The 22,309-nt window shown below is 32.2% G+C and carries 23 protein-coding genes and 1 pseudogene; 6 read left to right on the forward strand and 18 right to left on the reverse strand.

All coding sequences use genetic code 11. The annotated features are described in order from the left end of the window. A complete protein-coding gene (locus KQI38_RS12720) occupies positions 1 to 936 on the reverse strand; it encodes an LCP family protein (RefSeq protein WP_216559970.1) in 936 nt (311 codons plus the stop codon). A gap of 138 nt (positions 937 to 1,074) precedes the next feature. Beyond that, on the reverse strand, positions 1,075 to 2,433 hold the full coding sequence (locus tag KQI38_RS12725; RefSeq protein WP_216559971.1) for a YjiH family protein: 1,359 nt from the start codon (positions 2,431 to 2,433) through the stop codon (positions 1,075 to 1,077). Positions 2,434 to 2,756: 323 nt separating this feature from the next. Here KQI38_RS12725 and KQI38_RS12730 point away from each other — a divergent pair, with 323 nt between their 5' ends. Then, positions 2,757 to 3,686 carry a TDT family transporter gene (locus tag KQI38_RS12730; RefSeq protein WP_216559972.1) on the forward strand — a complete coding sequence of 310 codons (930 nt, stop codon included), beginning with the start codon at positions 2,757 to 2,759 and terminating at the stop codon, positions 3,684 to 3,686. Positions 3,687 to 3,735: 49 nt separating this feature from the next. After that, complete coding sequence (locus KQI38_RS12735) at positions 3,736 to 4,212, forward strand: C-GCAxxG-C-C family protein (RefSeq protein WP_216559974.1); 477 nt, start codon at positions 3,736 to 3,738, stop codon at positions 4,210 to 4,212. Positions 4,213 to 4,438: 226 nt separating this feature from the next. Here KQI38_RS12735 and KQI38_RS12740 read toward each other — a convergent pair whose 3' ends face one another. The 6 genes and pseudogenes from KQI38_RS12740 to KQI38_RS12760 form a co-directional block, all read right to left on the reverse strand. Then, the gene (locus KQI38_RS12740) at positions 4,439 to 5,404 is read right to left on the reverse strand and encodes a helix-turn-helix transcriptional regulator (RefSeq protein WP_216559976.1); all 966 of its coding nucleotides are present in this window, start codon (positions 5,402 to 5,404) and stop codon (positions 4,439 to 4,441) included. Positions 5,405 to 5,525: 121 nt separating this feature from the next. Then, positions 5,526 to 5,666 carry a cysteine-rich KTR domain-containing protein gene (locus tag KQI38_RS12745; RefSeq protein WP_216559978.1) on the reverse strand — a complete coding sequence of 47 codons (141 nt, stop codon included), beginning with the start codon at positions 5,664 to 5,666 and terminating at the stop codon, positions 5,526 to 5,528. Positions 5,667 to 5,718: 52 nt separating this feature from the next. Further along, complete coding sequence (locus KQI38_RS21975) at positions 5,719 to 5,874, reverse strand: hypothetical protein (RefSeq protein WP_246565816.1); 156 nt, start codon at positions 5,872 to 5,874, stop codon at positions 5,719 to 5,721. Positions 5,875 to 5,880: 6 nt separating this feature from the next. Next, positions 5,881 to 6,042, reverse strand: a pseudogene (locus KQI38_RS22820) (M23 family metallopeptidase); the annotation flags it as partial. A 333-nt stretch (positions 6,043 to 6,375) separates the two neighbouring features. Further along, positions 6,376 to 7,596 (reverse strand): DUF438 domain-containing protein, encoded by a 1,221-nt coding sequence (locus KQI38_RS12755; RefSeq protein ID WP_216559980.1) that lies wholly within the window; start codon positions 7,594 to 7,596, stop codon positions 6,376 to 6,378. Positions 7,597 to 7,693: 97 nt separating this feature from the next. Further along, on the reverse strand, positions 7,694 to 8,656 hold the full coding sequence (locus KQI38_RS12760) for a hypothetical protein (protein ID WP_216559981.1): 963 nt from the start codon (positions 8,654 to 8,656) through the stop codon (positions 7,694 to 7,696). A gap of 168 nt (positions 8,657 to 8,824) precedes the next feature. On the opposite strand from KQI38_RS12760, the gene KQI38_RS12765 reads away from it, so the two are divergent. From KQI38_RS12765 to KQI38_RS12780, 4 genes are all read left to right on the forward strand, one after another. Beyond that, complete coding sequence (locus KQI38_RS12765; RefSeq protein ID WP_216559983.1) at positions 8,825 to 9,682, forward strand: CPBP family intramembrane glutamic endopeptidase; 858 nt, start codon at positions 8,825 to 8,827, stop codon at positions 9,680 to 9,682. Between the two features lie 369 nt (positions 9,683 to 10,051). Beyond that, a complete protein-coding gene (locus tag KQI38_RS12770; RefSeq protein WP_216559984.1) occupies positions 10,052 to 10,672 on the forward strand; it encodes a TetR/AcrR family transcriptional regulator in 621 nt (206 codons plus the stop codon). After that, complete coding sequence (locus KQI38_RS12775) at positions 10,669 to 11,559, forward strand: ABC transporter ATP-binding protein (protein ID WP_216559986.1); 891 nt, start codon at positions 10,669 to 10,671, stop codon at positions 11,557 to 11,559. Before KQI38_RS12770 ends, KQI38_RS12775 begins: the two co-directional genes overlap by 4 nt. Next, positions 11,552 to 12,355 (forward strand): hypothetical protein, encoded by an 804-nt coding sequence (locus tag KQI38_RS12780; RefSeq protein WP_216559988.1) that lies wholly within the window; start codon positions 11,552 to 11,554, stop codon positions 12,353 to 12,355. The genes KQI38_RS12775 and KQI38_RS12780 overlap by 8 nt, the downstream gene beginning before the upstream one ends. 147 nt (positions 12,356 to 12,502) lie before the next feature. Here the strand turns inward: KQI38_RS12780 and KQI38_RS12785 are convergent, their stop codons facing one another. The 10 genes from KQI38_RS12785 to KQI38_RS12830 form a co-directional block, all read right to left on the reverse strand. Further along, positions 12,503 to 13,141: a DUF3793 family protein gene (locus KQI38_RS12785; RefSeq protein WP_216559990.1), complete on the reverse strand. Its 639-nt coding sequence runs from the start codon at positions 13,139 to 13,141 to the stop codon at positions 12,503 to 12,505. Positions 13,142 to 13,151: 10 nt separating this feature from the next. Continuing rightward, positions 13,152 to 13,577 (reverse strand): flavodoxin, encoded by a 426-nt coding sequence (locus KQI38_RS12790; protein WP_216559992.1) that lies wholly within the window; start codon positions 13,575 to 13,577, stop codon positions 13,152 to 13,154. Between the two features lie 51 nt (positions 13,578 to 13,628). After that, positions 13,629 to 13,775 carry a FeoB-associated Cys-rich membrane protein gene (locus KQI38_RS12795; protein ID WP_216559994.1) on the reverse strand — a complete coding sequence of 49 codons (147 nt, stop codon included), beginning with the start codon at positions 13,773 to 13,775 and terminating at the stop codon, positions 13,629 to 13,631. Positions 13,776 to 13,778: 3 nt separating this feature from the next. Further along, the gene (gene feoB, locus KQI38_RS12800) at positions 13,779 to 15,932 is read right to left on the reverse strand and encodes a ferrous iron transport protein B (RefSeq protein ID WP_216559996.1); all 2,154 of its coding nucleotides are present in this window, start codon (positions 15,930 to 15,932) and stop codon (positions 13,779 to 13,781) included. A 27-nt stretch (positions 15,933 to 15,959) separates the two neighbouring features. Next, positions 15,960 to 16,181 carry a FeoA family protein gene (locus tag KQI38_RS12805; RefSeq protein WP_216559998.1) on the reverse strand — a complete coding sequence of 74 codons (222 nt, stop codon included), beginning with the start codon at positions 16,179 to 16,181 and terminating at the stop codon, positions 15,960 to 15,962. Between the two features lie 16 nt (positions 16,182 to 16,197). Beyond that, complete coding sequence (locus tag KQI38_RS12810; RefSeq protein WP_216560000.1) at positions 16,198 to 16,410, reverse strand: FeoA family protein; 213 nt, start codon at positions 16,408 to 16,410, stop codon at positions 16,198 to 16,200. A gap of 211 nt (positions 16,411 to 16,621) precedes the next feature. Beyond that, the gene (locus tag KQI38_RS12815; protein WP_094903185.1) at positions 16,622 to 16,912 is read right to left on the reverse strand and encodes a DUF2325 domain-containing protein; all 291 of its coding nucleotides are present in this window, start codon (positions 16,910 to 16,912) and stop codon (positions 16,622 to 16,624) included. A 411-nt stretch (positions 16,913 to 17,323) separates the two neighbouring features. Beyond that, positions 17,324 to 18,943 carry an ATP-dependent nuclease gene (locus KQI38_RS12820; protein WP_216560002.1) on the reverse strand — a complete coding sequence of 540 codons (1,620 nt, stop codon included), beginning with the start codon at positions 18,941 to 18,943 and terminating at the stop codon, positions 17,324 to 17,326. Positions 18,944 to 19,036: 93 nt separating this feature from the next. Next, positions 19,037 to 20,323, reverse strand: coding sequence for a restriction endonuclease subunit S (locus KQI38_RS22375; protein ID WP_216560004.1), 1,287 nt, complete (start codon positions 20,321 to 20,323; stop codon positions 19,037 to 19,039). After that, complete coding sequence (locus KQI38_RS12830) at positions 20,316 to 22,298, reverse strand: HsdM family class I SAM-dependent methyltransferase (protein WP_216560006.1); 1,983 nt, start codon at positions 22,296 to 22,298, stop codon at positions 20,316 to 20,318. The genes KQI38_RS22375 and KQI38_RS12830 overlap by 8 nt, the downstream gene beginning before the upstream one ends. Positions 22,299 to 22,309: the final 11 nt, after the last annotated feature.

A 22,309-nucleotide genomic window follows, 5' to 3' on the forward strand; every position in this document is an offset into this window, starting at 1 on the left:
CTATTGACTTAATAAATAGTCTCCAAACATTTCTTGGACAATGGTTCTTGTCTCTTCTCTATTATATATCCAATAGTCAACTCCTGCAATCCTTTTACCGTCTCCAGGAATTGTATTTGTTGTCATATTTTCCATATTGATCTTTTTAGCGGATAATGCGCCTTTTGTAATAACCTTAAGTGGGATATTAGTCTCTACATAATCAAAATATGTTTCAATAAATTTTGGTATTTTTATTATGTTTTTAGGTTTTAGAGCTTGCTTAATTAGCTCCTTCATAAACATTTGCTGTGCTTTTATCCTTCCTATATCGCCTTCTTTGTAACCAGACCTATATCTTAAAAAATCATGTGCTTCTTTTCCATATAGGGTTTGTACTCCTTTTTTTAAGTCTATATGAAGTGGCGGAATTCCAGGTGTCGTATCATCATATTTCATTCTTTGAGGCACATCTATTTCTACTCCACCGATTGCATCTACTATTTCCATTACTGCTCTGTAATCAACTTTTACATAATAATCTATATCTATATTTAGAAAATCTCTTAGAGTCCTCATAGTAAGTTCTGGTCCTCCAAAGGCATGAGCATGATTGATTTTATCTTCTTTTCCTTTTATTAGCACTCTCGTATCTCTAGGTATAGATAGTAAATTTATATCTCCTGTGTCAAAATTAACTTTAAAAAGCATCATAGTATCTGTTCTTGTACCCTTAGACTTTTTCACGTCCTCAGCATCTACACCCATCATTAAAAATAAGATTTCATTGTCGACTTTTGGCTCCACTGCATTCTCACTACCTGGCTCTTCACCATCACCATCATCTACGGCTACTGTTGAATTCTTCCTTAGAAATATTTTTTCACCCAAAAAGGTGAATACTAAAGCAAAACATATAAATGATAATATAAATGATAGCACAAACTTCTTTTTCATCGTTACACCTCTAGTAATTAAATTATACATTAAATAATACTACATATGTCTACTAATTACAATTAAAAATATGACGAAATTAAGTTACAATTTAGATACAATGTCTATTTATGTAAAAAAAAGAGGCTATTTAGCCTCTTAAAATAATAAATGTCCTACTATTGCAATAATTGGTAATGTCACTAATGTTCTCTCAATAAATATAATAAATAGCTCTCCAACATTTACAGGAATCTTGGAACCTAAGATAACAGCACCTACTTCTGATAAATATATAAGTTGAGTAACAGAAGTTCCTGCAATCACGAATCTAGTTAGCTCAGATTCTATACTAGCACCAATTACAGATGGTAAGAACATATCTGCAAAACCTATAATCATAGTTTGACTTGCTTCTACTGCAAAAGGTATGTTTAATAGTTTCAATATAGGGATAAATGGCATACCTAACCAAGTAAATACAGATGTAAACTCTGCTAAAATTGTTGCTATAGTTCCAAATGCCATGATTACTGGCATAACCCCTACCCACATTTCAAGGACATTATGAAGTCCACCTTTAATAAAACCACTAACATCTGTACTGTTTTTAGCCTTCTCAATAGCTTGATCAAGTCCCCATGTAAATGGAGTGTATCCTACAGGCAGGTTTTCCATATTATCTCTACTAGTATCTGTTAGATAATCATCTTTCTTCCATGATAGTGGAGGTATGCGAGGAACTATAATAGCTGCAACTACTCCTGCAAAAGTAACTGCTAGATAATAAGGAACAAAGTGTTGTTCTAAACCAACTTCTGCTAATACTACTAAGGCAAAAGTAATAGATACTGCTGAGAATGTTGTAGCTATAACAGATGCTTCTCTGGTAGTATAATATCCTTCTTCGTACTGATTATTTGTGAGTAGAACACCTATAGTTCCATCACCTAACCAAGAAGTAATACAGTCAATTGAAGATCTTCCCGGGAGCTTGAATATTGGTCTCATAACTGGTGTAAGCATTGCTCCAACAAATTCAAGTAGTCCAAAATCCAATAATAAAGGAAGTAAAAATGCAGCAAAGAAAAATATAGTAAGTAAAGTTGTCAAAAGCCCATGTAACAACAAACCTCCTGTATTCTCATTCCATATCCATTCAGGTCCTATTTCAAAGTATGCCAAAATAACGAATATCATACCAACGATTCTAACTATGAACCAGAATATATTTACGTTAAATAATCCCTTTAGATTCTTGGATTTCTCAATAAAGCTTGGTTTTGCTACTTTATAAATTATGGTCATTATACCAGTAAAAGTAATGAGCAAAGTAATTATAGTTGGCAGTGCAGGTTCTAATATTGATGCGACAGATTTAGATAATATTGCAACTGGAATCGTATATTCCCCTTGAAATTTTAAAGGAATCATAAATAGCATAATACCAATTAAAGATGGAAGCATAAACCGTGTATAATCTGCACCAGAATATTTTTTCTTAGTCTTATCAGACATAGAAATCCCCCTCTCATATTTTATTTATTTTATCCCTTACTACCCTCCTTTCTTTATTATATTATCATAATATCACTAAACAACACTAATTTCAAGAAATCATATGAATATTTCAAATTTTCATTATTTTGGAATATATGACATGAAAATTTATATATCCCTTAATTATATAAGAAATCTTTACAAATATCTATAATAAAAACAAGATTTTATCTATAGTGATGTTTTTATTATAGATATTTTCTATTGGATTTGTTCATATTGGTGTGATAGTCTATCCAAGGAGAATAGTGTTTAAATTTAAAAGAAAAGGAGAGATGCAAATGAAAGAAATTATTAAAAAATTACCAGTTCCAATTGTTGGCTTAATGTTAGCTTTGGCAGCCATGGGAAACTTAGTCTTATCATATGGAGAAATATACAGAAATATCTTTGGTGTATTATCAGCAATTATTTTAGTTTTAGTATTAGTTAAAATTATTATGTTCCCAAAAGGTGTTTCTGAAGCTTTAGACAATCCAGTAGTTGCAAGTGTTTTCCCTACACTTTCTATGGGAATTATGCTTTTAGCAACATATCTTAAACCATTTGCTCCATCATTAGCATTTGGCATATGGATTATAGGGTTAGTATTACATGGCGTTCTAATTATTTATTTTACTAAAAAGTATTTATTTAATTTTGGAATTAAAAAAGTTTTCCCATCTTGGTTTATCGTTTATGTTGGCATAGTAGTTGGATCTGTAACTGCTCCTGCATTTGATAAAGCAAATATTGGACAAATTCTATTCTGGTTTGGTTTCATATCTTATTTTGCATTATTGCCAATAGTTCTTAAAAGGGTTTTTAAAGTTAAAGAAATACCTGAACCTGCATTACCAACTCTAATAATTTTTGCTGCACCTGTTGCTCTTTGCCTAGCAGGATATATGAATTCCTTCCAAGAAAAAAACATGTTTATTGTTTGGTTATTAGTTGCTTTATCTCAACTCTCATATTTATGTGTATTATTACAATTACCAAAGTTATTGAAACTAAAATTTTATCCGTCTTACTCAGCTTTTACCTTCCCGTTAGTTATTAGTGCAATTTCTATTAAATTAACTAATGGATTTTTAGTTAAAATTGAGAAACCAATAGCTATATTAAAGTATGTTGTAAATTTTGAAGAATTAGTGGCTTTGGCAATTGTCATCTATGTATTAATTAGATATATAAGCTTTTTATTTGCCAGAACTGAAACAGCTAAATAATCTACTGTATTGATAATATTATATAAATAAATTTAAGGAGGCTTTCTATATGACTAAGGAAGAATTATTAGCAAAAGTTAAAGAAGAAGCAGAAGGATATTTTGCAAGAGGAGAGTTTTTCTGTTCAGAAGCAGTAGCTCAAACTATCAACAATTTACTAGGAAATCCATATGATAACAATATCGTAAAAATGGCTTCAGGATTCCCAATTGGTATGGGAAAATCAGGCTGTCTATGTGGAGCAGTAAGTGGTGGTCAAATGGCTCTTGGTATGGCTTATGGTAGAGTTCATGGTGAACCAATGAAAGAAAAAATGTTTCCTATGGCAGCATCATTACATGATTTTATAAAGGATGAATATGGTGCAACTTGCTGTAGAGTTATTACTAGACAATGGGCTGGAGATAATTTCATGAGTCCTGAAAGAAAAAAACATTGTATTGAAATAACTGGAAAAGTTGCAGAATGGGTTGCAGCAAAATTAATAGAAGATGGCCAAGTAGAAGTTGCAGAAACGGTAGAATAAAAAACCACCATTTAGTAGCTACTAATAAGGCAGTATCACAACAAACTGAAATAGGGTAGCTGTCATATAGGGTGCAAAGCAAAACGGGCATATCGTCAAAATGGCGATATGCCCGTTTTGTCACGCAGTAGAATGCTATTTTGAGGGTGGCAATATAAAACCTTTACCCACCTTGTTTTCCCGTCTGCAACTGTTTCAAGGCTGCAATCTTCTGATAAGTGTGTACTTACTTCCTCACTGGTCTGATATACTTCCAAAACCGCTGGGGATTAAAATAAAAGTAAATTATTCTACCAGGGGAAGTATCAAAGCAGTAACCGGTGCCTGCAAAATCAAAAGCTGCCATTGCCTTTTCAACCTTTTCCTCTACACTACGATTTTCCTGCTCATAATCGTATGGACCATGTTCAAAAACAATATACTCGGCTTCGGGAACATCAATCATAAGCATTTGTGGTGGTACTTCTCCTTTATAGTCAAAAGGAAGACGTACACCATAACACTCTGTACGTGGAATACCCCAATCGCAGAGCCTGCCATCCGGGTCATTCATGTACGCCATAATCTGACCGCTGCTGCTGTTAGATTCGCTCCCACCATCGTCATCCAATTTGCCCTTGATACTATCGAGTAAGCCGCAAATTGTTTCGTAGTCCTGTCCTGGAATAAGACTTTGCTTTTGCCAAAAATCCCAATATCCATTACTCTCATAGTTTTTAATGTGCAAAAATTTGTGTGCGGGAATGGTTACAAAATAAATTTTAACATCATCTGTAGATTTCATCATACCAATCTCTCCAAATCCTAAAAAGTAGCGATCGAAAGGATTTATTTTTGTGCGAAGAACGACAGGCTTAGGCCTTTTTCGGTATTCACTTGGAGTTACACCATATGTTCCCTTGAAAGCTCTGGTAAAAGCTTCATGTGATGAAAAGCCATAATCAAAAGCAATATTCAAAATGCTTTTTTCACTATCTCGAACCTCTTTTAGTGCAAAGGCTAATTTTCTATGCCGCAGATAATCTCTAAATTGCATACCCGATATTTCTTTGAATTTTCTCGTTGTATAAAATTCGGAATAACCCAGCTTGCGAGAAAGAAAGCATAGTGTCAAGGCTTCGTCATTATAATTTTTAATACATTTGTCAATTTCATCAACGATTATTTGAATTTGTTTCTGCCACTCGTACATTCGTCTGTTCACCTCGTTTCAATCACCCTACATTTATTATAAAGAAATAGAGAGATTACTGCTTGATTTTACTTGCTGTTGTTTCATTTTTCTCTTTTAAGTTCTGCATCTTTGCGTCTAGCTATTTGATAACTGACATATTGAATTGTTTAATGCTGATTAGAGTTTCTTGTTTGCACTTCGGGCAAAATAGTGGAAAGTGCTTTAGCTCCGTATCTTCCCGGATTTTTAGACTTATTTTGTTCCCGCATACGGGACACAATATTCATTGTTCACCCTGCACCTCACCACCTCGATTCCTAATAACAAGAATCTTATTTCGTTTCAATATGAGATTTTTGAAATCTTATTCTATCCTTATTTGTTGGAATACCATTCGATATTTTTTCCCATCTTCCTTTGTTGAATAATTCATATTCCTCAAAAGCACACGGTAATCCGTTTGCGGTAGCTATGTCACTACTATCCATAAGCTGAAAATGTAAATGTGGAGCAAAGGAATTACCTGAATGACCTACTTTGCCGATGATTTCCCCTTTTGTTACACTCTGACCGACTGAAACTTGAACAGTCCCTGTTTGAAGATGACAAAGTGCAGCATATATATTATCGCCATATTCTATAATGATGTAGTTGCCCGCAACTGATTGTACGTCGTCTTTTTCCGTATAGGCCGTACATCTCCTAACCCCCTATTCATTGTTGGAAGTGTAGAATACTTTTCTAAACTTAGCTTCATCAATTTCATCAAATAATTTTGGATAGCAGCTTAAATGTTGTGTTCTATTTTCAATCTCCTTATTAACCTCATTGGAATTAGTAGTCCATAAAAGTTTATTAAACTCTAAAATCTAAGGATACTTTTCCAACAAATTAATTTGCAAAACATATGATTGACGCAATTTGTCAAAAATATCTTTTTCATCATAATTCATCAACTCAAAGTATTCTTTTTCCATTAGGTGGTTTTTTTATTCTGACATCAATCTCTTTTCTCCTGTTATTGCTTGAATAGGGGCTATATCTTGTGAAAACTCTAGAGTTCCCAGAAATTCTCCATTTTCGTCTCTCACAGCAAAATAACTAATTAGAATATATTTATCTCCCATCTTGATCCAAAAACTCTCACTATCTTTCTTTCCTCTCCTAAGATCGTCTACTAACTTATCTACCACATTTACAGATGCAGGAGGATGACAGTTTTCAACTGATCTACCAATCACCGCCTTAGTTCTGGCAAATATTCTCTCTTTTCCTTGGGAAAAATATTTAACTATATTATCCTTATCTACAAATGTCATATCTCCGGGTATAGTATTTAATATATAATTAATCTCTTTAGATGTTAATATTCCTGTTTCAAATTTTATATATCCATTATCTACTGTATTATTTATCTCTTCTTTTGCCTTTTGTTCTACATTTACTCTTACTCTATTCCATTTCCCTTCTGGAGCTATTAATGCATATCCTATCTCATCCGATTCATCATATATGCTAATCCATTCATCTTCTGTCAAAGTATCTAAACACATAGGGAATAATATGCTATCTTCCTTAAATATCATTTCTTTTATCTGAATTAGCATCTCCTCCACTTTTTCAGCAACCTCATCTTTATTTCCCTTATATGAAGTTAAAGATAATTTAATATCCTTTATTTTAGCTCTTATTTCATCATCTACACCCCACATAACCTTCGGTGGTGCTGTAATTCCATACTTCTCTAGATATGGGAATATTAGGTTTTCCTTTCTACTATAATGTTTATCAATATCCCAGAGTAAATTAATATCAGCAATTAAAGTAAATATATTTTCCTTCGAGTCATTTCCTTTAAATCTAACCAAATTAGGCTTGATTACATTTTCTATATGTTCCTCTATTGCCTTATTTTCCTGTCTCATAGTATAAATAGGATGTCCTGGTACTTCTTCAGGATGATGAATTTCTTCTATAGAGCCTTTAAATACAGCTGCATGAACATCACAAAGATTTTGTATTTCTTCTATAGGTAATCCTTCTTTAACAAGCTGTACCTCCATTTCTGATATTTCTTTTGCAGATACTCCTTTAATTACCTCAGCAAATTTTGCCTTTACTTCTTCTACCGTTTTTCCTTCATGTAGCTCTTTAATTACTTCTTTAAGTATCTTTTGTCTATGTTCTCTATTATTAATTAATTCACTCATTTTATCACTCCTATATTCTATTTCTTAATATAATACCCCTTATACGCTAATATAATTAAGTAAATAAAAGAATTGCCCCTAAATAGGGGCAATTCTTTTATTTACTTATTTCTAATGAAGACAATGCTTCATTTACAAGTGATACAACCTTATCCTCTACATCCTTATTTATTAAATTGTTGTTTTCTTTGATAACATCAATATATTTATTTACTACAAATGCTGTAGCTGAATCTTTTATTTTAGCTGTTTTATTATAGCTTTCTAATACATCATCATAAATCTTCTTTGTTTCAAAATCAGCTATTGGAGTATTATCTAACCCTCCTAGATAGAGAGCTAGTTTGTTTTTATAGTTTCCTAGCATTTCTTCATATCTCTGTCCTTGGGAATATTTCTCAATATATTTCTCTGTTTTTATTATTCTATCAGCCAAATCATCATAGGAAATCCTTAGTCCAGCATCCATTGCTACTGGCTCATTTGAGTCCATAGCTTTAATCTCGATATATTCCTTCATTTCATCTGAAATATAATTATTGTATTGTTTTATTTTTTCATAGTCTATTATTGGATAATAACTTCCTTCTAAATTTATAAGTTTATATTTACTATTTATTGTTTTTGTAATTTCGTCACGAAGCTTTTCATTCTGTATGTCTTTTATCTTATCCTCTGGGTAGAAAAGTTCTGTGCCTGCAATAGTCATTAGTTCTCCATTAGTATCTGCCTGAGAAATTTTATTGGTTGTAACATCTAAGGACTGATTAAGTATTTTCTCTAATTCTGATACCATCTTGTCCCCTTCTATCTGAGAAAGCTTTCCTATATTCTCATCTATAAAAAAGACTATCTTATCTAACTCTTTACCATTTAAAGCATTGTTAAATTCTGCCATGATCTTTTCTCTATCTTTTTCATTTGCACCTAAATCTTCTGTAGGTCCTGCTGGCTCTTTAACAGGATCTGTTATCGCTGGACTTTTCTTTTTACATCCTGAAAGAGTTGTAACTAAAACAACTAAAATAAGAATTATAGCCATATTTATTGACTTCTTCATAAATATCACCACTTTCATAATTATTTAATTAATATTATTATACCCAAACTATACCATATACTTAATAATAAGTCGTTACATTTCTATTACAAATCCTATGAAAAGCATTTCTATTTTATTTATTTTATTATACAATAGTATAGATGCATAAATGAAGGGTGGTTTATTATGGATATTAAAATATTAAAAAAAGAAAAGTCTATATATAAAGTGAATTTGTTTTATCTTTGTACAATTATATGGTCTATATTTAGCCAATTCTTACCTACACCAGCAAATTCATATCAATATATAGCGTTTTTAATACCTATTAGTATTTATTTATTTTTCAATAGATCTGAAGTGGAGAGAATACTGAAGCCAGATATGTTAGACTTAAAAAGTACAATAATTATATTCCTTATATGGCTGGCCTCATTACCCCTTATATTTTTAATTGTTGAATTATATATTTACTTTTTTGGAAGCACTTTAGCAGATATAGTATCTCAAGATACTCATGAAACCTTTGCTTTCAATCTATTTTTTACTGCAGTAACTCCTGCTATTTTGGAAGAAATCTTAATGAGGGGAATTATATTAGATGGATATAGAAACAAATCTAGATTAGTAGCTGCTACAATGAATGGTCTTATGTTTGGAATGTTACATTTAAATTCTTTCCAATTTTTCCATACCTTTATAGCAGGGTTTTTAGCCTCTTTTCTTGTATTCGCTACTAATTCCATATTTGCAGGCATTCTTATTCATATGATAAATAATGGTCTGCCTTTGACATTAAACTATTTATATCCTCCTAATCCTAATATTGGATATGCAGAGGATCCAAATTTTCTATTATTAACTCTCTATGCTCTATTAGGCGTTATGTTTTTATTTCAATTGATTAAAGTATTATTTAAAATAAATAATATCCCTTTTAGAAAAGATAAAGATTTATCTGATGAGAAGATTTTCAATCTACCTTTGATATTGTCAATGTTTATATTTTTAGGATTTAGTGCTTTGATAATATTTTCAATTTAAGTATTTTTTATTATATTATATTATTAAAATAGTGAAGTTTTTATAATTGAAAAGATGATCCTTGTAAAATACAAGGATCATCTTTTCAATATCCCTTCTTAGTTTTATTATTCTCTACATAATAAACCTAATGCTTTTTAAATCCTTCTATAATTTAAAATATTATAGCTTTCCATGATATTAACTAATTAAATAAAAAATAATATTTTTTATATCAATACTAAAAAATCAAAAATATTTATTTACTTAATATACTATTATTAATACTGTCTTTTAAATTAACAGAGCCTTGAAAAAAATAGTCAATGTAATACAATAATATTATATTGACTATTTCGGTTAAACCAATATAGTCAGAAAGGAGTCTCTATGAATAAGAAATTTTATGAATTACCAGAAGAAAAACAGATGCGAATAATAAATGCTGGCTTTGAAGTGTTTGGAAAAAACGAATATAAGAAAGCCTCAACTGAGGAAATTACTTCACGTGCAAATATATCTAAAGGACTACTTTTTTACTACTTCCATAATAAAAAATCTCTATATCTATTCTTATATTCATACGCAGAAAAACTTGTCAAAGAAAGTATTATTAATCTCCATTTTAATGAAATAACCGACTTTTTTGAGCTTTGTGAATATGCAGCTTTACAGAAATATAAGCTTTTACACAAATCTCCCCATATCATGGAATTTATAATGAGAGCATTTTATTCACAAAGGGAAGACGTATCAGATGATATTAACAAGAAATTTCAGAGCCCAACTTCTGGATTTTTGGCAGAATATTTTTCAAAAATAGACTATTCCAAATTTAAGCCTGAAATCAATCCACAAGATATATTACAAATGCTAATATGGATGACAGATGGCTATCTTCATGAAAAACAAAGGCAAAATACTACATTTGTACTTGATGAATTAATGGATAAATACGGAATATGGTCAAAGATGCTTAAAAATATATCATACAAGGAGGAATATCTATGAGTGTAATCACGGTTTCAAATTTAACAAAGGATTATGGCAAAAACAGAGGGATTTTTGATCTGAGTTTTGAAATACACAAGGGTGAGGTTTTCGGATATCTGGGACCAAACGGTGCTGGAAAAACTACAACTATTCGTCATCTACTTGGATTTCTAAATGCTGACAAAGGAGAATGCCATATCGGTCAGTTAAGTTGTAGAACTGATGCTGAACAGATTCAAAGGGACTTAGGATATCTTCCAGGTGAAATAGCATTTTTTGACGACATGAGCGGAATCGGATATCTAAAATTTATAGCAAATATGCGTGGTATGAAAAACTTTGAAAAGATGAATGAATTAATATCATACTTTGAACTTGATCCCAGCGGACGCATCAAGAAAATGTCAAAGGGGATGAAACAGAAAATCGGAATTGTCAGTGCTTTTATGCATGACCCGTCAACACTTATTCTCGACGAACCTACATCTGGACTTGATCCTCTCATGCAAAATAAATTTATTGAACTTATACTCAATGAGAAAAGCAAAGGTAAAACAATTCTGATGTCATCCCATAGCTTTGAAGAAGTGGAGCGTACTTGTGACCGTATTGGTATTATTAAAAAGGGTAGATTTGTTACAATCGAGACGGTAGCAAATCTCAAAAAGGCACAGCGGAAAATATATAGTATTTCCCTACGAAACGAGAAGGCCGCCAAGGATTTCGCCACCGAACCTCTGGAGATCATCTCCATAAATGGAGATAAGGTTCAGGTTGCAATAAAAGATAATATCAAGGTACTAACGACAGCATTGGACCGTCATCCCGTAACAGGTATTGATGTAGTATCCCAGAGTCTTGAAGAAATATTTATGTCATATTATGGAGGTGAAAATAATGCTTAACTCAGTGCTTTTAAAAAATACTCTAAGGTCAAACTATAAGTTGATACTTATCTTTCTAGGTGTTCTTGCAATGTATATGACCATCATAATAGGAATGTTTGATCCCAATGATTTGGATATATTGAATCAGCTCGCCGCATTGAAATTATCACCGGAGTTACTTGCAGCATTCGGATTCACTTTAACAGACACAAGCCTTGTAGGATTTATCGCCTCTTATTTCTATGGACTTTTGATGCTGGCTCTTCCCATGGTATGTTATATTATTCTTGGTAACAGTCTTGTAGCAAAACTAGTAGATAAAGGTTCAATGGCAAGCGTTCTTTCCACTCCTATTTCAAGAAAAAAAGTTGCTCTTACACAAGGTATGTTTCTACTGGCAGCAATTACTTCTCTAGTAGCCTTTGTAACAGTTTGGGGTATTTTTATCTGTGAAATGAAGTTTTCAGGACTTTTGGACATAAGTGCATTTATCAAAGTGAATTTTGGTGTATTGCTACTTCATTATGCAATCAGTGGTATTTGTTTCTTCGCTTCTTGTCTATTTAATGAAAGTAAATTATCTCTTATGTTGGGTGCAGGTTTACCGATTGGGTTTTTGCTTATTCAAATGCTTCATAACGCAAATGGAGATATAGAAATATTGAAATATCTTACTATTTTTTCATTATTTAACCCACTTGATATAATTCATGGTGAAAATATTTTGATACAAATGCTTGTGCTTATAATTATTACTGTTACATTTTACATTGGAGGAATTATTGTATTTGATAAAAAGAATTTACCAATATAAATTGTATATTAAAAGCCGCAGTCAATATTTATTAGAGTAGCTTTTAATACTGAGCAAATCTTTCTATCTATTTATATGTCCTAACTTGAAACTAATAAAAAAGAAAAAATCCTAATTAGGATTTTTTCTTTTTTATGGAAAGTTATTTTAACTATTACACTCATATAATAATTGTTTATGGTTTACATATAAATTTTTTACTTTGTTTTTTCTATTTTCCAAGATATTTAATATGTAAACCTTCTTTGATTCATCATATAATGAAAAAATTTCTCTATGATCATAGTTATTGGTATACACTTTCCAATACCCGTTAAATAAGCATTTATCTCCATTAATAAACCCTATTACATCCTCATATGGTATACCTAAAAATATACCACTTTCATGGGGAAAACTACCATTGACTATCCTTTCCCTCAGGCAATTCAAGCATCGTTCCAATTGAAAATTATTATTATAACCAAATTCACATAATAGCTTATGATTTTTTTCTAATCTTAGATGTTCGGAAAGATTAGATCTATCATAAACTAGCAAAACAATGCCTTCCTCTGTTTCTTGAAGCGTAATCGACTCTAGATTATATCGCCCCAATATATTACAGCCATTTTCATTCCAGTAATTATAAAGCTTTCTTCTACAATTTTTTAATGTAATAGTAGACGCTGGCTTAATGCCCGTAATAACTGGAGATAACATACATCCAATAAAATTTTCTGCATACTCATATTCGTCTAATAATTCAATTTTATTTAAGAAACTCATTAACAAATTGCCAGCCATTATTTACTTCCTATTCTGCAATCCTTCTACCATAGTCCACACATTTATTGGCTTCTTCTCCCTCTGGGAATAAGTTAACTATACAACCTTCTTCGAATATATTTGCTCCATGGGAACCCATTCTTTCGACCCAGTTCCTCATCCATTCTCCATCACCCCAATCATAAGAGCCAAATAATCCTACAGTTTTATCCTTTACACTATCTTTTATAGACTCTACAAAAGGCTCCATTTCATTTTCTTCAATTATCTCACTTCCCATTGAAGGTGAACCAAGCAATAATATATCTGAATTGACTACATCCTCTATTTTTGCATTTCCGACAGGAATTAACTTTACTTCAGAACCATTTTCCTGTGCTCCCTTAGCTATTAAATTAGCCATTTCTTCTGTATTACCTGTGCCTGACCAATATATTATAGATACTTTTTTCATATTTACTACCTTCCTTTCTAATTTGAATTTAGATTTATTTAATAAGCGTTATCAATGACAACTATTTCCACCTTCAGATTGATCACAGCCGCTGCATCCACATCCACAGCTACTGCCATTTTTCTTCGATTTATATATACTGCGGACAGCTAAAGCTATAGCTATCAATACAATAGCGCCAACAATGTATGTTCCCATAAATTATCTCACCGCCATTCCTTCTTTCCCCTTAGATTGTTTTTGGACTTGATCAGGGGAATATGGTTTTTTAAATAACATAAATATCATCAAAGCAGCAAAGATAAGGGCAAATACAGTACCAATGCCAAATCCATTGCCTTGAATAAGCATTCCAATCTGATACACAATTAAAGATACAACATATGCAAGAGCACATTGATATCCTATAGCAAAAATAGTCCATTTACCAGACATCATTTCCCTTCTAAGTGCTCCTATGGCAGCAAAGCAAGGTGCACACAATAGATTGAATATAAGGAATGAATATGCAGATAGTTGAGTAAAAGCCGCTGCAAATTGAGGCCAATATTCAGCACCATCTTCTGCTACTTCAGCAAATCCATAGAGAATTCCAAAGGTTCCTACTACATTTTCTTTCGCTATAAGCCCAGTAATAGACGCAACTGCTGGCTTCCAATCTCCCCATCCTAAAGGTGAAAATATGGGTGCAATGACATTACCTATACCAGCTAAAATAGATTCTTCTGCATCAACCATTTGCATTGACCAATTGAAACTGCTCAAGAACCAAATTAAAATTGTCGCTAATAATACAATAGTTCCAGCTTTTTTTACGAAGGCTAAACCACGCTCATACATAGTTCTTAAAACGCCTTTAACTTTTGGAAGATGGTATGCTGGCAATTCTATGATAAAAGGTGATGGCTCACTTGCAAATAATTTGGTTTTCTTCAACATAATACCTGAAACAATTATAGCTGCTATACCCACAAAATATGCAGATGGGGCTACCCATACTGATTCTGGAAATAGTGCACCAGAAATCAATGCAATTATAGGTAATTTAGCACCACAAGGCATAAAAGTTGTTGTCATGACTGTCATTCTACGTTCATTATCATTTTCAATAGTACGAGAAGCCATAATTCCAGGAACACCACATCCAGTAGATACTAATATTGGTATAAATGACTTACCAGACAAACCAAATTTTCTAAATATCCTATCCATTACAAAGGCAATACGAGCCATATACCCACAATCTTCTAAAATCGCTAAGCATAAAAACAATACAAGCATTTGAGGCAAGAAACCAAGAACGGCTCCTACACCTGCAACAATCCCATCAAGAATCAATGAACTTAGCCACTCGGCAGTTCCCATACTTTCAAGAAAACCTCCTATAGCTTCAGGAACTATTTCACCAAATAGACTGTCATTTACCCAGTCAGTCATAGCTGTTCCTACAGTAGAAATAGAAACATAATAAATAAGAAACATAACTATTGCAAAAATCGGTAATGCCAAAATTCGGTTAGTTACAATTCTATCAATCTTATCTGATGTAGTAAGTCTAGATTTATTCTTTATTTTGAAACATTGTTTAATAATGGATGATATGTATGTGTACCGTTCATTTGTGATAATACTTTCACTATCATCGTCAAATTTCTGTTCACAATCTACAATTATATCTTCTATCTGTTGCTGTAATTCGGTTCTAAAGGATGTTTCTTTTAATATTTCCTTATCTCGTTCAAATAACTTTATAGCATACCATCTTATACTTGAGCTGTTAATCTTATCTTTAACTAAATCACTGATTCTATTTAGCGCATCTTCAACTGGTTCCGAAAAAGTATGCTGTGGAACAGATTTAGCATTTGATTGTACGAAAGCCACAGCTTTTTCCACAGCGTTCTTTGAACCAATACCTTTAATGGCAGATGTTTCAACCACTTCACATCCTAAAGCTTTGCTAAGTTTTTTAATATCTATGATATCACCATTTTTCTTAACGATATCGATCATATTAAGTGCTACCACTACCGGAACTCCAATCTCTGTAAGCTGAGTAGTAAGATATAAGTTCCTTTCAAGATTTGAAGCATCAACAATATTAATTATTGCATCTGGTTTTTCTTTAATTAAATAATTCCTTGAGACAACCTCTTCCAATGAATATGGAGACAATGAATATATACCAGGTAAATCTTGAATAATAATATCTTTATTAGCCTTTAGCCTTCCATCTTTTTTCTCAACTGTTACCCCGGGCCAGTTACCTACGTGCTGATTACTTCCAGTCAAATCATTAAACATAGTCGTTTTCCCACTATTGGGATTTCCTGCCAATGCAATTGTTATAGACATAAGATTATTCCTCCTCTCATAATTTTCTTAATCTACTTCCACCATTTTCGCATCACTTTTCCTTAAGCTAAGATCATATCCACGAACATTCAGCTCTATAGGATCTCCTAAAGGAGCCACCTTTCTAACCATAACCTGTGTACCTTTTGTCAATCCCATATCCATAATTCTGCGCTTAATAGAACCTTCACCATGAAGTTTTAATACAGTTACGGTCTCCCCGCAAGCAATTTGATTAAGGGTTTTCATTTTTTATTCCTCCTCTTTAAACTAAAATTTTACTAGCCATCTGACCATCGATAGCTACTCTTGTATCCTTTACATTTATAATAAGATTTCCCTTGATTTTAGATATAACTACTATATCCTCACCAACAACAAATCCTAAGCTGCCTAAAAATCTTTTAGTCTCATCTCTTCCGTTTATCTGTTTTATTGAGATTTTTTCACCTTCATTTACAAATGTGAGAGGCATCATACTTCATCTCCTTTCTCCTCTAACTTTGTTGAATAAATAAAAATCTAATTAATACTATTGTATCGATATTGATAATCATTATCAATATCGTTGTAAAAAAATATTGATTTTGCTCTTAATTTAAAATCAATTTTATAAATTATATTATATGTTTATTAGTTAAATTGGTAATATCTAAGTTTATCGCATTCTTATATTACTCTACTAGATATTAACAAACCTTAACTTTTAATTGAAGTAATGTTTCTTCAAGAGAATTTTTACTGCTTGTATGACATCTCAATATAGGTATCTTTTTCCTCTTGGCCTCTTTGGTAGCAGTAAGTGCCATCTTATGAGAAACCGTATTTGTAAATAAAACAATAGCTTGTGGCTCTCCAATATTCTTATTAAATCTAGATGGCATCTGTGTAAAAATTTTCATCTTATATCCGTGTTTATCTCCGATCTCCCTATAATCATCATGCATTCTATCGTGTCCACCTACTAAAACTATGCACATTATGTACCCTTTAACATAAAATGCTTATAATGTATTATTTATGCTAAAGGACTCCCTCCTTTCTTTTGAAAATTATTTAAGGCTTTTACTATTATCCTTAATATAATTCGCTAATTGATAATCATTATCAATTAGTCTTTTAAAAAAAACCACTTTCTTAGCAAGTAGTTATTTTTGTTCCAATAATAATTGACATAATTATTCTTTTATTTGTATCGTATGATATCAAAATAACTATTAAATGTCAATAAAAACTTATAATATATTTCCTTTTATTTTTATCAATATAAAAGGTCCCCAAAAGCTGTCCTCACATAGGGATTGAAGAAAAACTTGAATGAACAGCTTCAAGCGGGGCAAAAAAGACCACATAAGAGTTTTATACTCCTGTGTGGTCTTTTTAACATTCAGCTAACTTTGTCCCAATAGTTCTATAATTAATAGTTTATCTGCGATATCCTTAATAAAATGAGGAATTTCCTCTATATGTTGTGCAATAGCTTTAGCTTTTCCTGGCTTTGAAGAAATATGATATTTTTCAGAAATAGTTTGTTCCATTGAAGTATAATCCTCTATTGCTGTACGCAAATAGGATTCAAAGTCTTTACCGAAGTATGCATAATCGGCTCTAACAATACAATTTTCAGTTTCTGTATCCCATTCTTCTTCGCAAAAGATGCCATTAAACACATCCCTAGTTTTTGATGCATTCCTGTCACAATCAAATATAGCATAACAATTGTAACCGTATGCTTTAAATAACCTCCAGTACAAGGGGATTGCATCCTTACCGCGACAATTAACAATTTCGGTTCCATGTTCAGCTAAAGAATACCCACTACGTTTTAAATACACTGGCAGAGCAAAATATTCAGTAGCTCCCTCCACTAATATGATTGTTTCTGCAAACATTCCTTTTAACTGGTCTGAAAATAGTTTTGTTGAGTAAAAATCAATTATGTTTTCTGGTGACACACAATTCTCTGGAACACCTGACCCTATACAAAAATCGCAAAGTTGTTGAGCGGATAGTTGTATTGCTTTAGTAACTCCACCCTCTTTATGTACTCGAACAAGTCCGTCTAAGTATTCTGCATCTATGAATTCTGCGGAATGTGTTGAAATGATTACTTGAATACCACATGAACACATATCTACAACATATTCCTTTAACCATCTTTGAGCTAAGGGATGGAGATGAGCTTCTGGTTCTTCAATAATCAACACAAAATTTTCACCTGTGAATACTTCCATATATGCTTTAACAAAAGCCATTAATAAGACTTGCTGTTCACCAGTGCCGAATTCTTCAAATCCACGAATATTATCTCCCTCTTTTGCATAGATCCGAAGTGACTTTGCATAATTGTTTGGATCATAGGCTGAAAAATCTACAGCCAATGAATGAACAAACCCTTTTACTGCCCCCTTTAGAGCTTCAGAAAATCGATTAAAAAAACCAGAGAATTCATCAGTCTGTTCAAAGGATGCTGTAATTTGATTAAAGGCTTGTGATAATTCATCTTTATGCTCTGTACTTAAGGCTTCATGTATCTTCTTTGAAAACTTGCTTAACAGAGAATAGCTACTACTATAATTAAAAGCACTCTGGATATTTCTTTCAGCATCAATCAAATAGGACTGACAAGCAGAACGCTGTTCGTTAGTGGGATATATTTTGTTTCCACTGCCATCGTGCAAAAGATTATTATTAGCCTGTCCATTATAACCATAACTTACAGCTATAACGTCATATCCATTACCTCTATTATCATAATATAAAGGCTTAGTAAATTTAGCGGTAATATGTGCGGTAGGATATTCATTTTGATTACGTTTAAAGTAATCACTTTCCAACATCTCAATATAAGTTGGATATCTTTCACCAAGTATTCTATTTATAGCTGATAATATATTAGATTTTCCTGCGTTATTCGGTCCAAATAGGACAAGTGGCTTATTTGGAGGAAGTTTAAGAGCCACTCTTTCTATCGATCGATAATGTTTAATTACAATTGCTTCTAACCTCAACCTTTCATCCCCCTAAATTAAATTACTCTGCCAATACTTCTTTAATAATCTGAGCCATCTGTTTGTTGTTTAACTGATCACGGAAGCAAACAGCTAAACCAGATACTTTATTACTTTGTACAATTCTTTAATCTCCTGAACAACCATATATTTCCTCATGAAATCATAATCAACTTTCCCAGTTGAATTAACCGGTAACATGATTTTTTGCCTTTTCATTCTAGCAGCATTGAACTTATAACCATAAGCATATTTGCTTTTTTGTTTTAAGATACATTGCTTTAGGAACAAGTAACAATATTTATTCCTTGCGGATTTGTCTTTAAAATGAAGTCTTTTAACATCATCAGAAAAAATACACTCATATGGATGATAAAAGTTATCCACAACGCTACCATTATAATTTACTCCGAGAAGGTTGCTATCCAAGCTATTATTTATATTCGAAACAAAGTTTGTAACCCCATTATTACCATCTGTTGATCCAATAAATGGTCGCTTCCCAGGTTTTTGATCTGCTTTTGTTAATCGAACACCTGACCTAATATCAACGATATTCTCAAGCCAAAATTCTTTCCATTGTATATTTTTACACCCTAGAGAATATTCTGATTGCCCTAAATAGACAGCTAACTTATATATATATTCAATTACTAAATTATCTGAACCAAGTATTTTATTTCCGTTGCCTACATTATTTGCAGAAACTAGTGGTATATCAACATTCTTATAAGCTCCAATCTTATTCTGTTTACTTCGATTTTTTTCAAATAATTCGGTTAAATAAGATTCTTTTCTCTCTACATTTTTCAAATCAAGCAGTTCAAAACAACATTCAACTATTCTCTGTTTATAATAAATAACAATCTTTTGTCCCTGGGCTTTTTGTTCCTGCTTAATATAATCCTCCATGAACTTCCAGTTGGGATTGCCACTAGAATCAACTGGGAGTAAAATTTTAGTTCTATTTAGTCTAGTTAGAGTTGCTCCTGTGCTACCCCAGCTAAACTTTATCATTTGTATTTTTAATAATGGTACTAAAAATAAAGCAATTTCTTTGTTCAAGAATTTATTTTCTAAAATTTGGATATTCTGTCCAGTAAAAAAGCTCTTTGGTTGATAGAAGACAGTTTGAGTATCTAAACCAATTGTTATTACATTTCCTTTGTCAATGCTAAATCCATTGTTTTGTTTTTCACCGACAAACATATCGATTCCATTATTAAGATTACTTCTAGTAACATATGGGATGTCTCCTGTATTCTCGAGAAGTTTATTTTTGTCTATCCCACTATTAGTTGAACGAATATTAAAAAGTCCCTCTTCTCCACCTATAAAAAACTCTTTCCATCCCACACTGTCAAGTTCGAGTCTATTCATCACTTTCACCTGCCAGTTCTTCTGCAACTTTTAGAATATCTGGTTTTTGTTCTATGTAATATTTAGAGTTATCATCTTCTAGGCCAAATAGATATCCTCTACCATGCGTAATCATATTAACCTCAAAAGTGATGTAGTCAGCAATTGTATTTCTAAAATCTTCTTCAGAAGGAATTTCATCATTAAAATAATAAAAAGAGTGTAGCCATTCATCATCAGGCTCAATGGTTGTTTTTACGCAGAATTTCGTTTCTGGCTCAATTCTATCAAACCATACATCAAGCAGATGTTGCTTTTTATCCTTTGCACTTGCTGTTTCTACTAATCCTATATGTTTGGATACTTCATATCCATCATTCTCAAAATTGATAAACTTGCATATTTTATCTTTGTGATGAGGCCTACCCACAGTAAATACGACAATACAAGGATTCGTACCTACACCGTAGAAAGTATTTTTATTCAGGGTTATTACTCCTTCTAGAGTATGTTTCTTTAAAATATTTTGTTTAATGTTTTTTTCCTCTTTGGTTTTGCCCGTTACAGCACTTTGCGGTACGATAACTGCAACCCTACCGTCTTCGACAATAGAATCTAATAGATGCTCTGTGAATGCAATCTCGTAGAGATCAGGATTTTGTTTTGATCCTTGTGAATATGGTGGATTCATCATTCCTACAGTACAGCCTTTTTTCTGTAGTTTAGCAGGGTTTTGTTTCAAAAAATCTTCATTTTCTAGGTTGCTCTTTCCATCCCCACGGAGAATCATATTGGTTGTAGCTATAGTAAACATATAGCTTTGGTCTTCAATGCCATGAAGTTGATTTTTTCTAATATTCAACCTCTCAAAATCATCATCTGTTTGTTTTAACATATGACTCATGGCTGCTATTAAAAATCCTGCTGTTCCACAGCAAGGATCCAAGACATTATCTGTTGGCTTTAAATCTAGCAATTCACAAAACAATTCTGTTATGTGTTTTGGTGTGAGTACAATTCCTAGACTTTGTCCATCTCCACCTGAATAACTCATAAACTCTCCATAAAATCTTCCTAAGTAATCCTCTGAAGAACGATGGTATCTAATGCTTTGATAGATACTTTTATAGAGAAATTCAGTATAATGTTTCACTGGAGTTTTTCCAAGTGTAGGGTTAATCTGATTGATTTTTGCTGTATCTTTAATAACAGAAAACTGTCTCAATAATTTATCTTTTTTTACTTGTGGAGATACATTGGCACGAGCTAGGTTATCTTCTATAGCTTTATATATCTTCGCTCCATCGGTTACGATGTTATCACCATTTAAGTTGTTTATATCAAAGTTTTTGTATTCCATTTCTCGAAGGGCAAGTAAAATACCCGAGACAATCAACGGCTTATCCTTATCTTGAATACTGCCATAATTACGCAAATCTTCGTGAAGCGTAGCTGCGTCCTTTAGAATTTCAGTAGTTTCCTTTTCTTGGTCAGTGGCTTCTTTTAATATTTCCTTAATATAGTACTCATCAATATTTTCTTCTTTAAAAGATATAAATGTTTCTATTTCAGGTAGTTCTTTATAATTTAAGCGTTCGTCTATAAAAATAGGCGTGATACGATGCCGTTTTTCATTTCCTGAAACTCCAATGGCGATAACTTTTTTATATGTAGTATTTTTTATAAGGTGCTTGCCATAAAATAAAGCTCCATTAACTGCGTAATTAACATTACTTGAGGTATCCTCTTTAAGAATATTATGCTCGTCTCTTGCTTCGTGAAATGACAAATCTGCTTTATCCTCGATAACTATTAAAAAGTCTTTTACTACACCTGTATATTCTGGGAAACCAACATTTTTAGTTCCTGATTTTGATGCAGTTTTTAAGGCTCTATGTATTTCTTTAATATCGCTTCCTTGTGGAGTAAAGTAATCAAGATTTGCTTCTTTTAATAAATCATAAACCCATAAGTCTGTGCTTGCTTCTTTTCTCATAATTATAGTAC

Source organism: Tissierella carlieri (assembly GCF_018917285.1).
GTDB classification, from domain to species: Bacteria; Bacillota; Clostridia; order Tissierellales; family Tissierellaceae; genus Tissierella; species Tissierella carlieri.

Excerpts from the sequence above, each read along its gene's own strand:
- KQI38_RS12790 (WP_216559992.1), bottom strand. The coding sequence starts at position 13,577 with ATGAAAAAAGTATCTATAATATATTGGTCAGGCACAGGTAATACAGAA.
- KQI38_RS12720 (WP_216559970.1), bottom strand. The coding sequence starts at position 936 with ATGAAAAAGAAGTTTGTGCTATCATTTATATTATCATTTATATGTTTT.
- KQI38_RS12805 (WP_216559998.1), bottom strand. The coding sequence starts at position 16,181 with ATGAAAACCCTTAATCAAATTGCTTGCGGGGAGACCGTAACTGTATTA.
- KQI38_RS12755 (WP_216559980.1), bottom strand. The coding sequence starts at position 7,596 with ATGAGTGAATTAATTAATAATAGAGAACATAGACAAAAGATACTTAAA.
- KQI38_RS12730 (WP_216559972.1), top strand. The coding sequence starts at position 2,757 with ATGAAAGAAATTATTAAAAAATTACCAGTTCCAATTGTTGGCTTAATG.
- KQI38_RS12795 (WP_216559994.1), bottom strand. The coding sequence starts at position 13,775 with ATGGGAACATACATTGTTGGCGCTATTGTATTGATAGCTATAGCTTTA.
- KQI38_RS12775 (WP_216559986.1), top strand. The coding sequence starts at position 10,669 with ATGAGTGTAATCACGGTTTCAAATTTAACAAAGGATTATGGCAAAAAC.
- KQI38_RS12810 (WP_216560000.1), bottom strand. The coding sequence starts at position 16,410 with ATGATGCCTCTCACATTTGTAAATGAAGGTGAAAAAATCTCAATAAAA.
- KQI38_RS12815 (WP_094903185.1), bottom strand. The coding sequence starts at position 16,912 with ATGTGCATAGTTTTAGTAGGTGGACACGATAGAATGCATGATGATTAT.
- KQI38_RS12770 (WP_216559984.1), top strand. The coding sequence starts at position 10,052 with ATGAATAAGAAATTTTATGAATTACCAGAAGAAAAACAGATGCGAATA.
- KQI38_RS22375 (WP_216560004.1), bottom strand. The coding sequence starts at position 20,323 with ATGAATAGACTCGAACTTGACAGTGTGGGATGGAAAGAGTTTTTTATA.
- KQI38_RS12830 (WP_216560006.1), bottom strand. The coding sequence starts at position 22,298 with ATGAGAAAAGAAGCAAGCACAGACTTATGGGTTTATGATTTATTAAAA.
- KQI38_RS21975 (WP_246565816.1), bottom strand. The coding sequence starts at position 5,874 with ATGGATAGTAGTGACATAGCTACCGCAAACGGATTACCGTGTGCTTTT.
- KQI38_RS12765 (WP_216559983.1), top strand. The coding sequence starts at position 8,825 with ATGGATATTAAAATATTAAAAAAAGAAAAGTCTATATATAAAGTGAAT.
- KQI38_RS12785 (WP_216559990.1), bottom strand. The coding sequence starts at position 13,141 with ATGGCTGGCAATTTGTTAATGAGTTTCTTAAATAAAATTGAATTATTA.
- KQI38_RS12780 (WP_216559988.1), top strand. The coding sequence starts at position 11,552 with ATGCTTAACTCAGTGCTTTTAAAAAATACTCTAAGGTCAAACTATAAG.
- KQI38_RS12760 (WP_216559981.1), bottom strand. The coding sequence starts at position 8,656 with ATGAAGAAGTCAATAAATATGGCTATAATTCTTATTTTAGTTGTTTTA.
- KQI38_RS12725 (WP_216559971.1), bottom strand. The coding sequence starts at position 2,433 with ATGTCTGATAAGACTAAGAAAAAATATTCTGGTGCAGATTATACACGG.
- feoB (WP_216559996.1), bottom strand. The coding sequence starts at position 15,932 with ATGTCTATAACAATTGCATTGGCAGGAAATCCCAATAGTGGGAAAACG.
- KQI38_RS12740 (WP_216559976.1), bottom strand. The coding sequence starts at position 5,404 with ATGTACGAGTGGCAGAAACAAATTCAAATAATCGTTGATGAAATTGAC.
- KQI38_RS12735 (WP_216559974.1), top strand. The coding sequence starts at position 3,736 with ATGACTAAGGAAGAATTATTAGCAAAAGTTAAAGAAGAAGCAGAAGGA.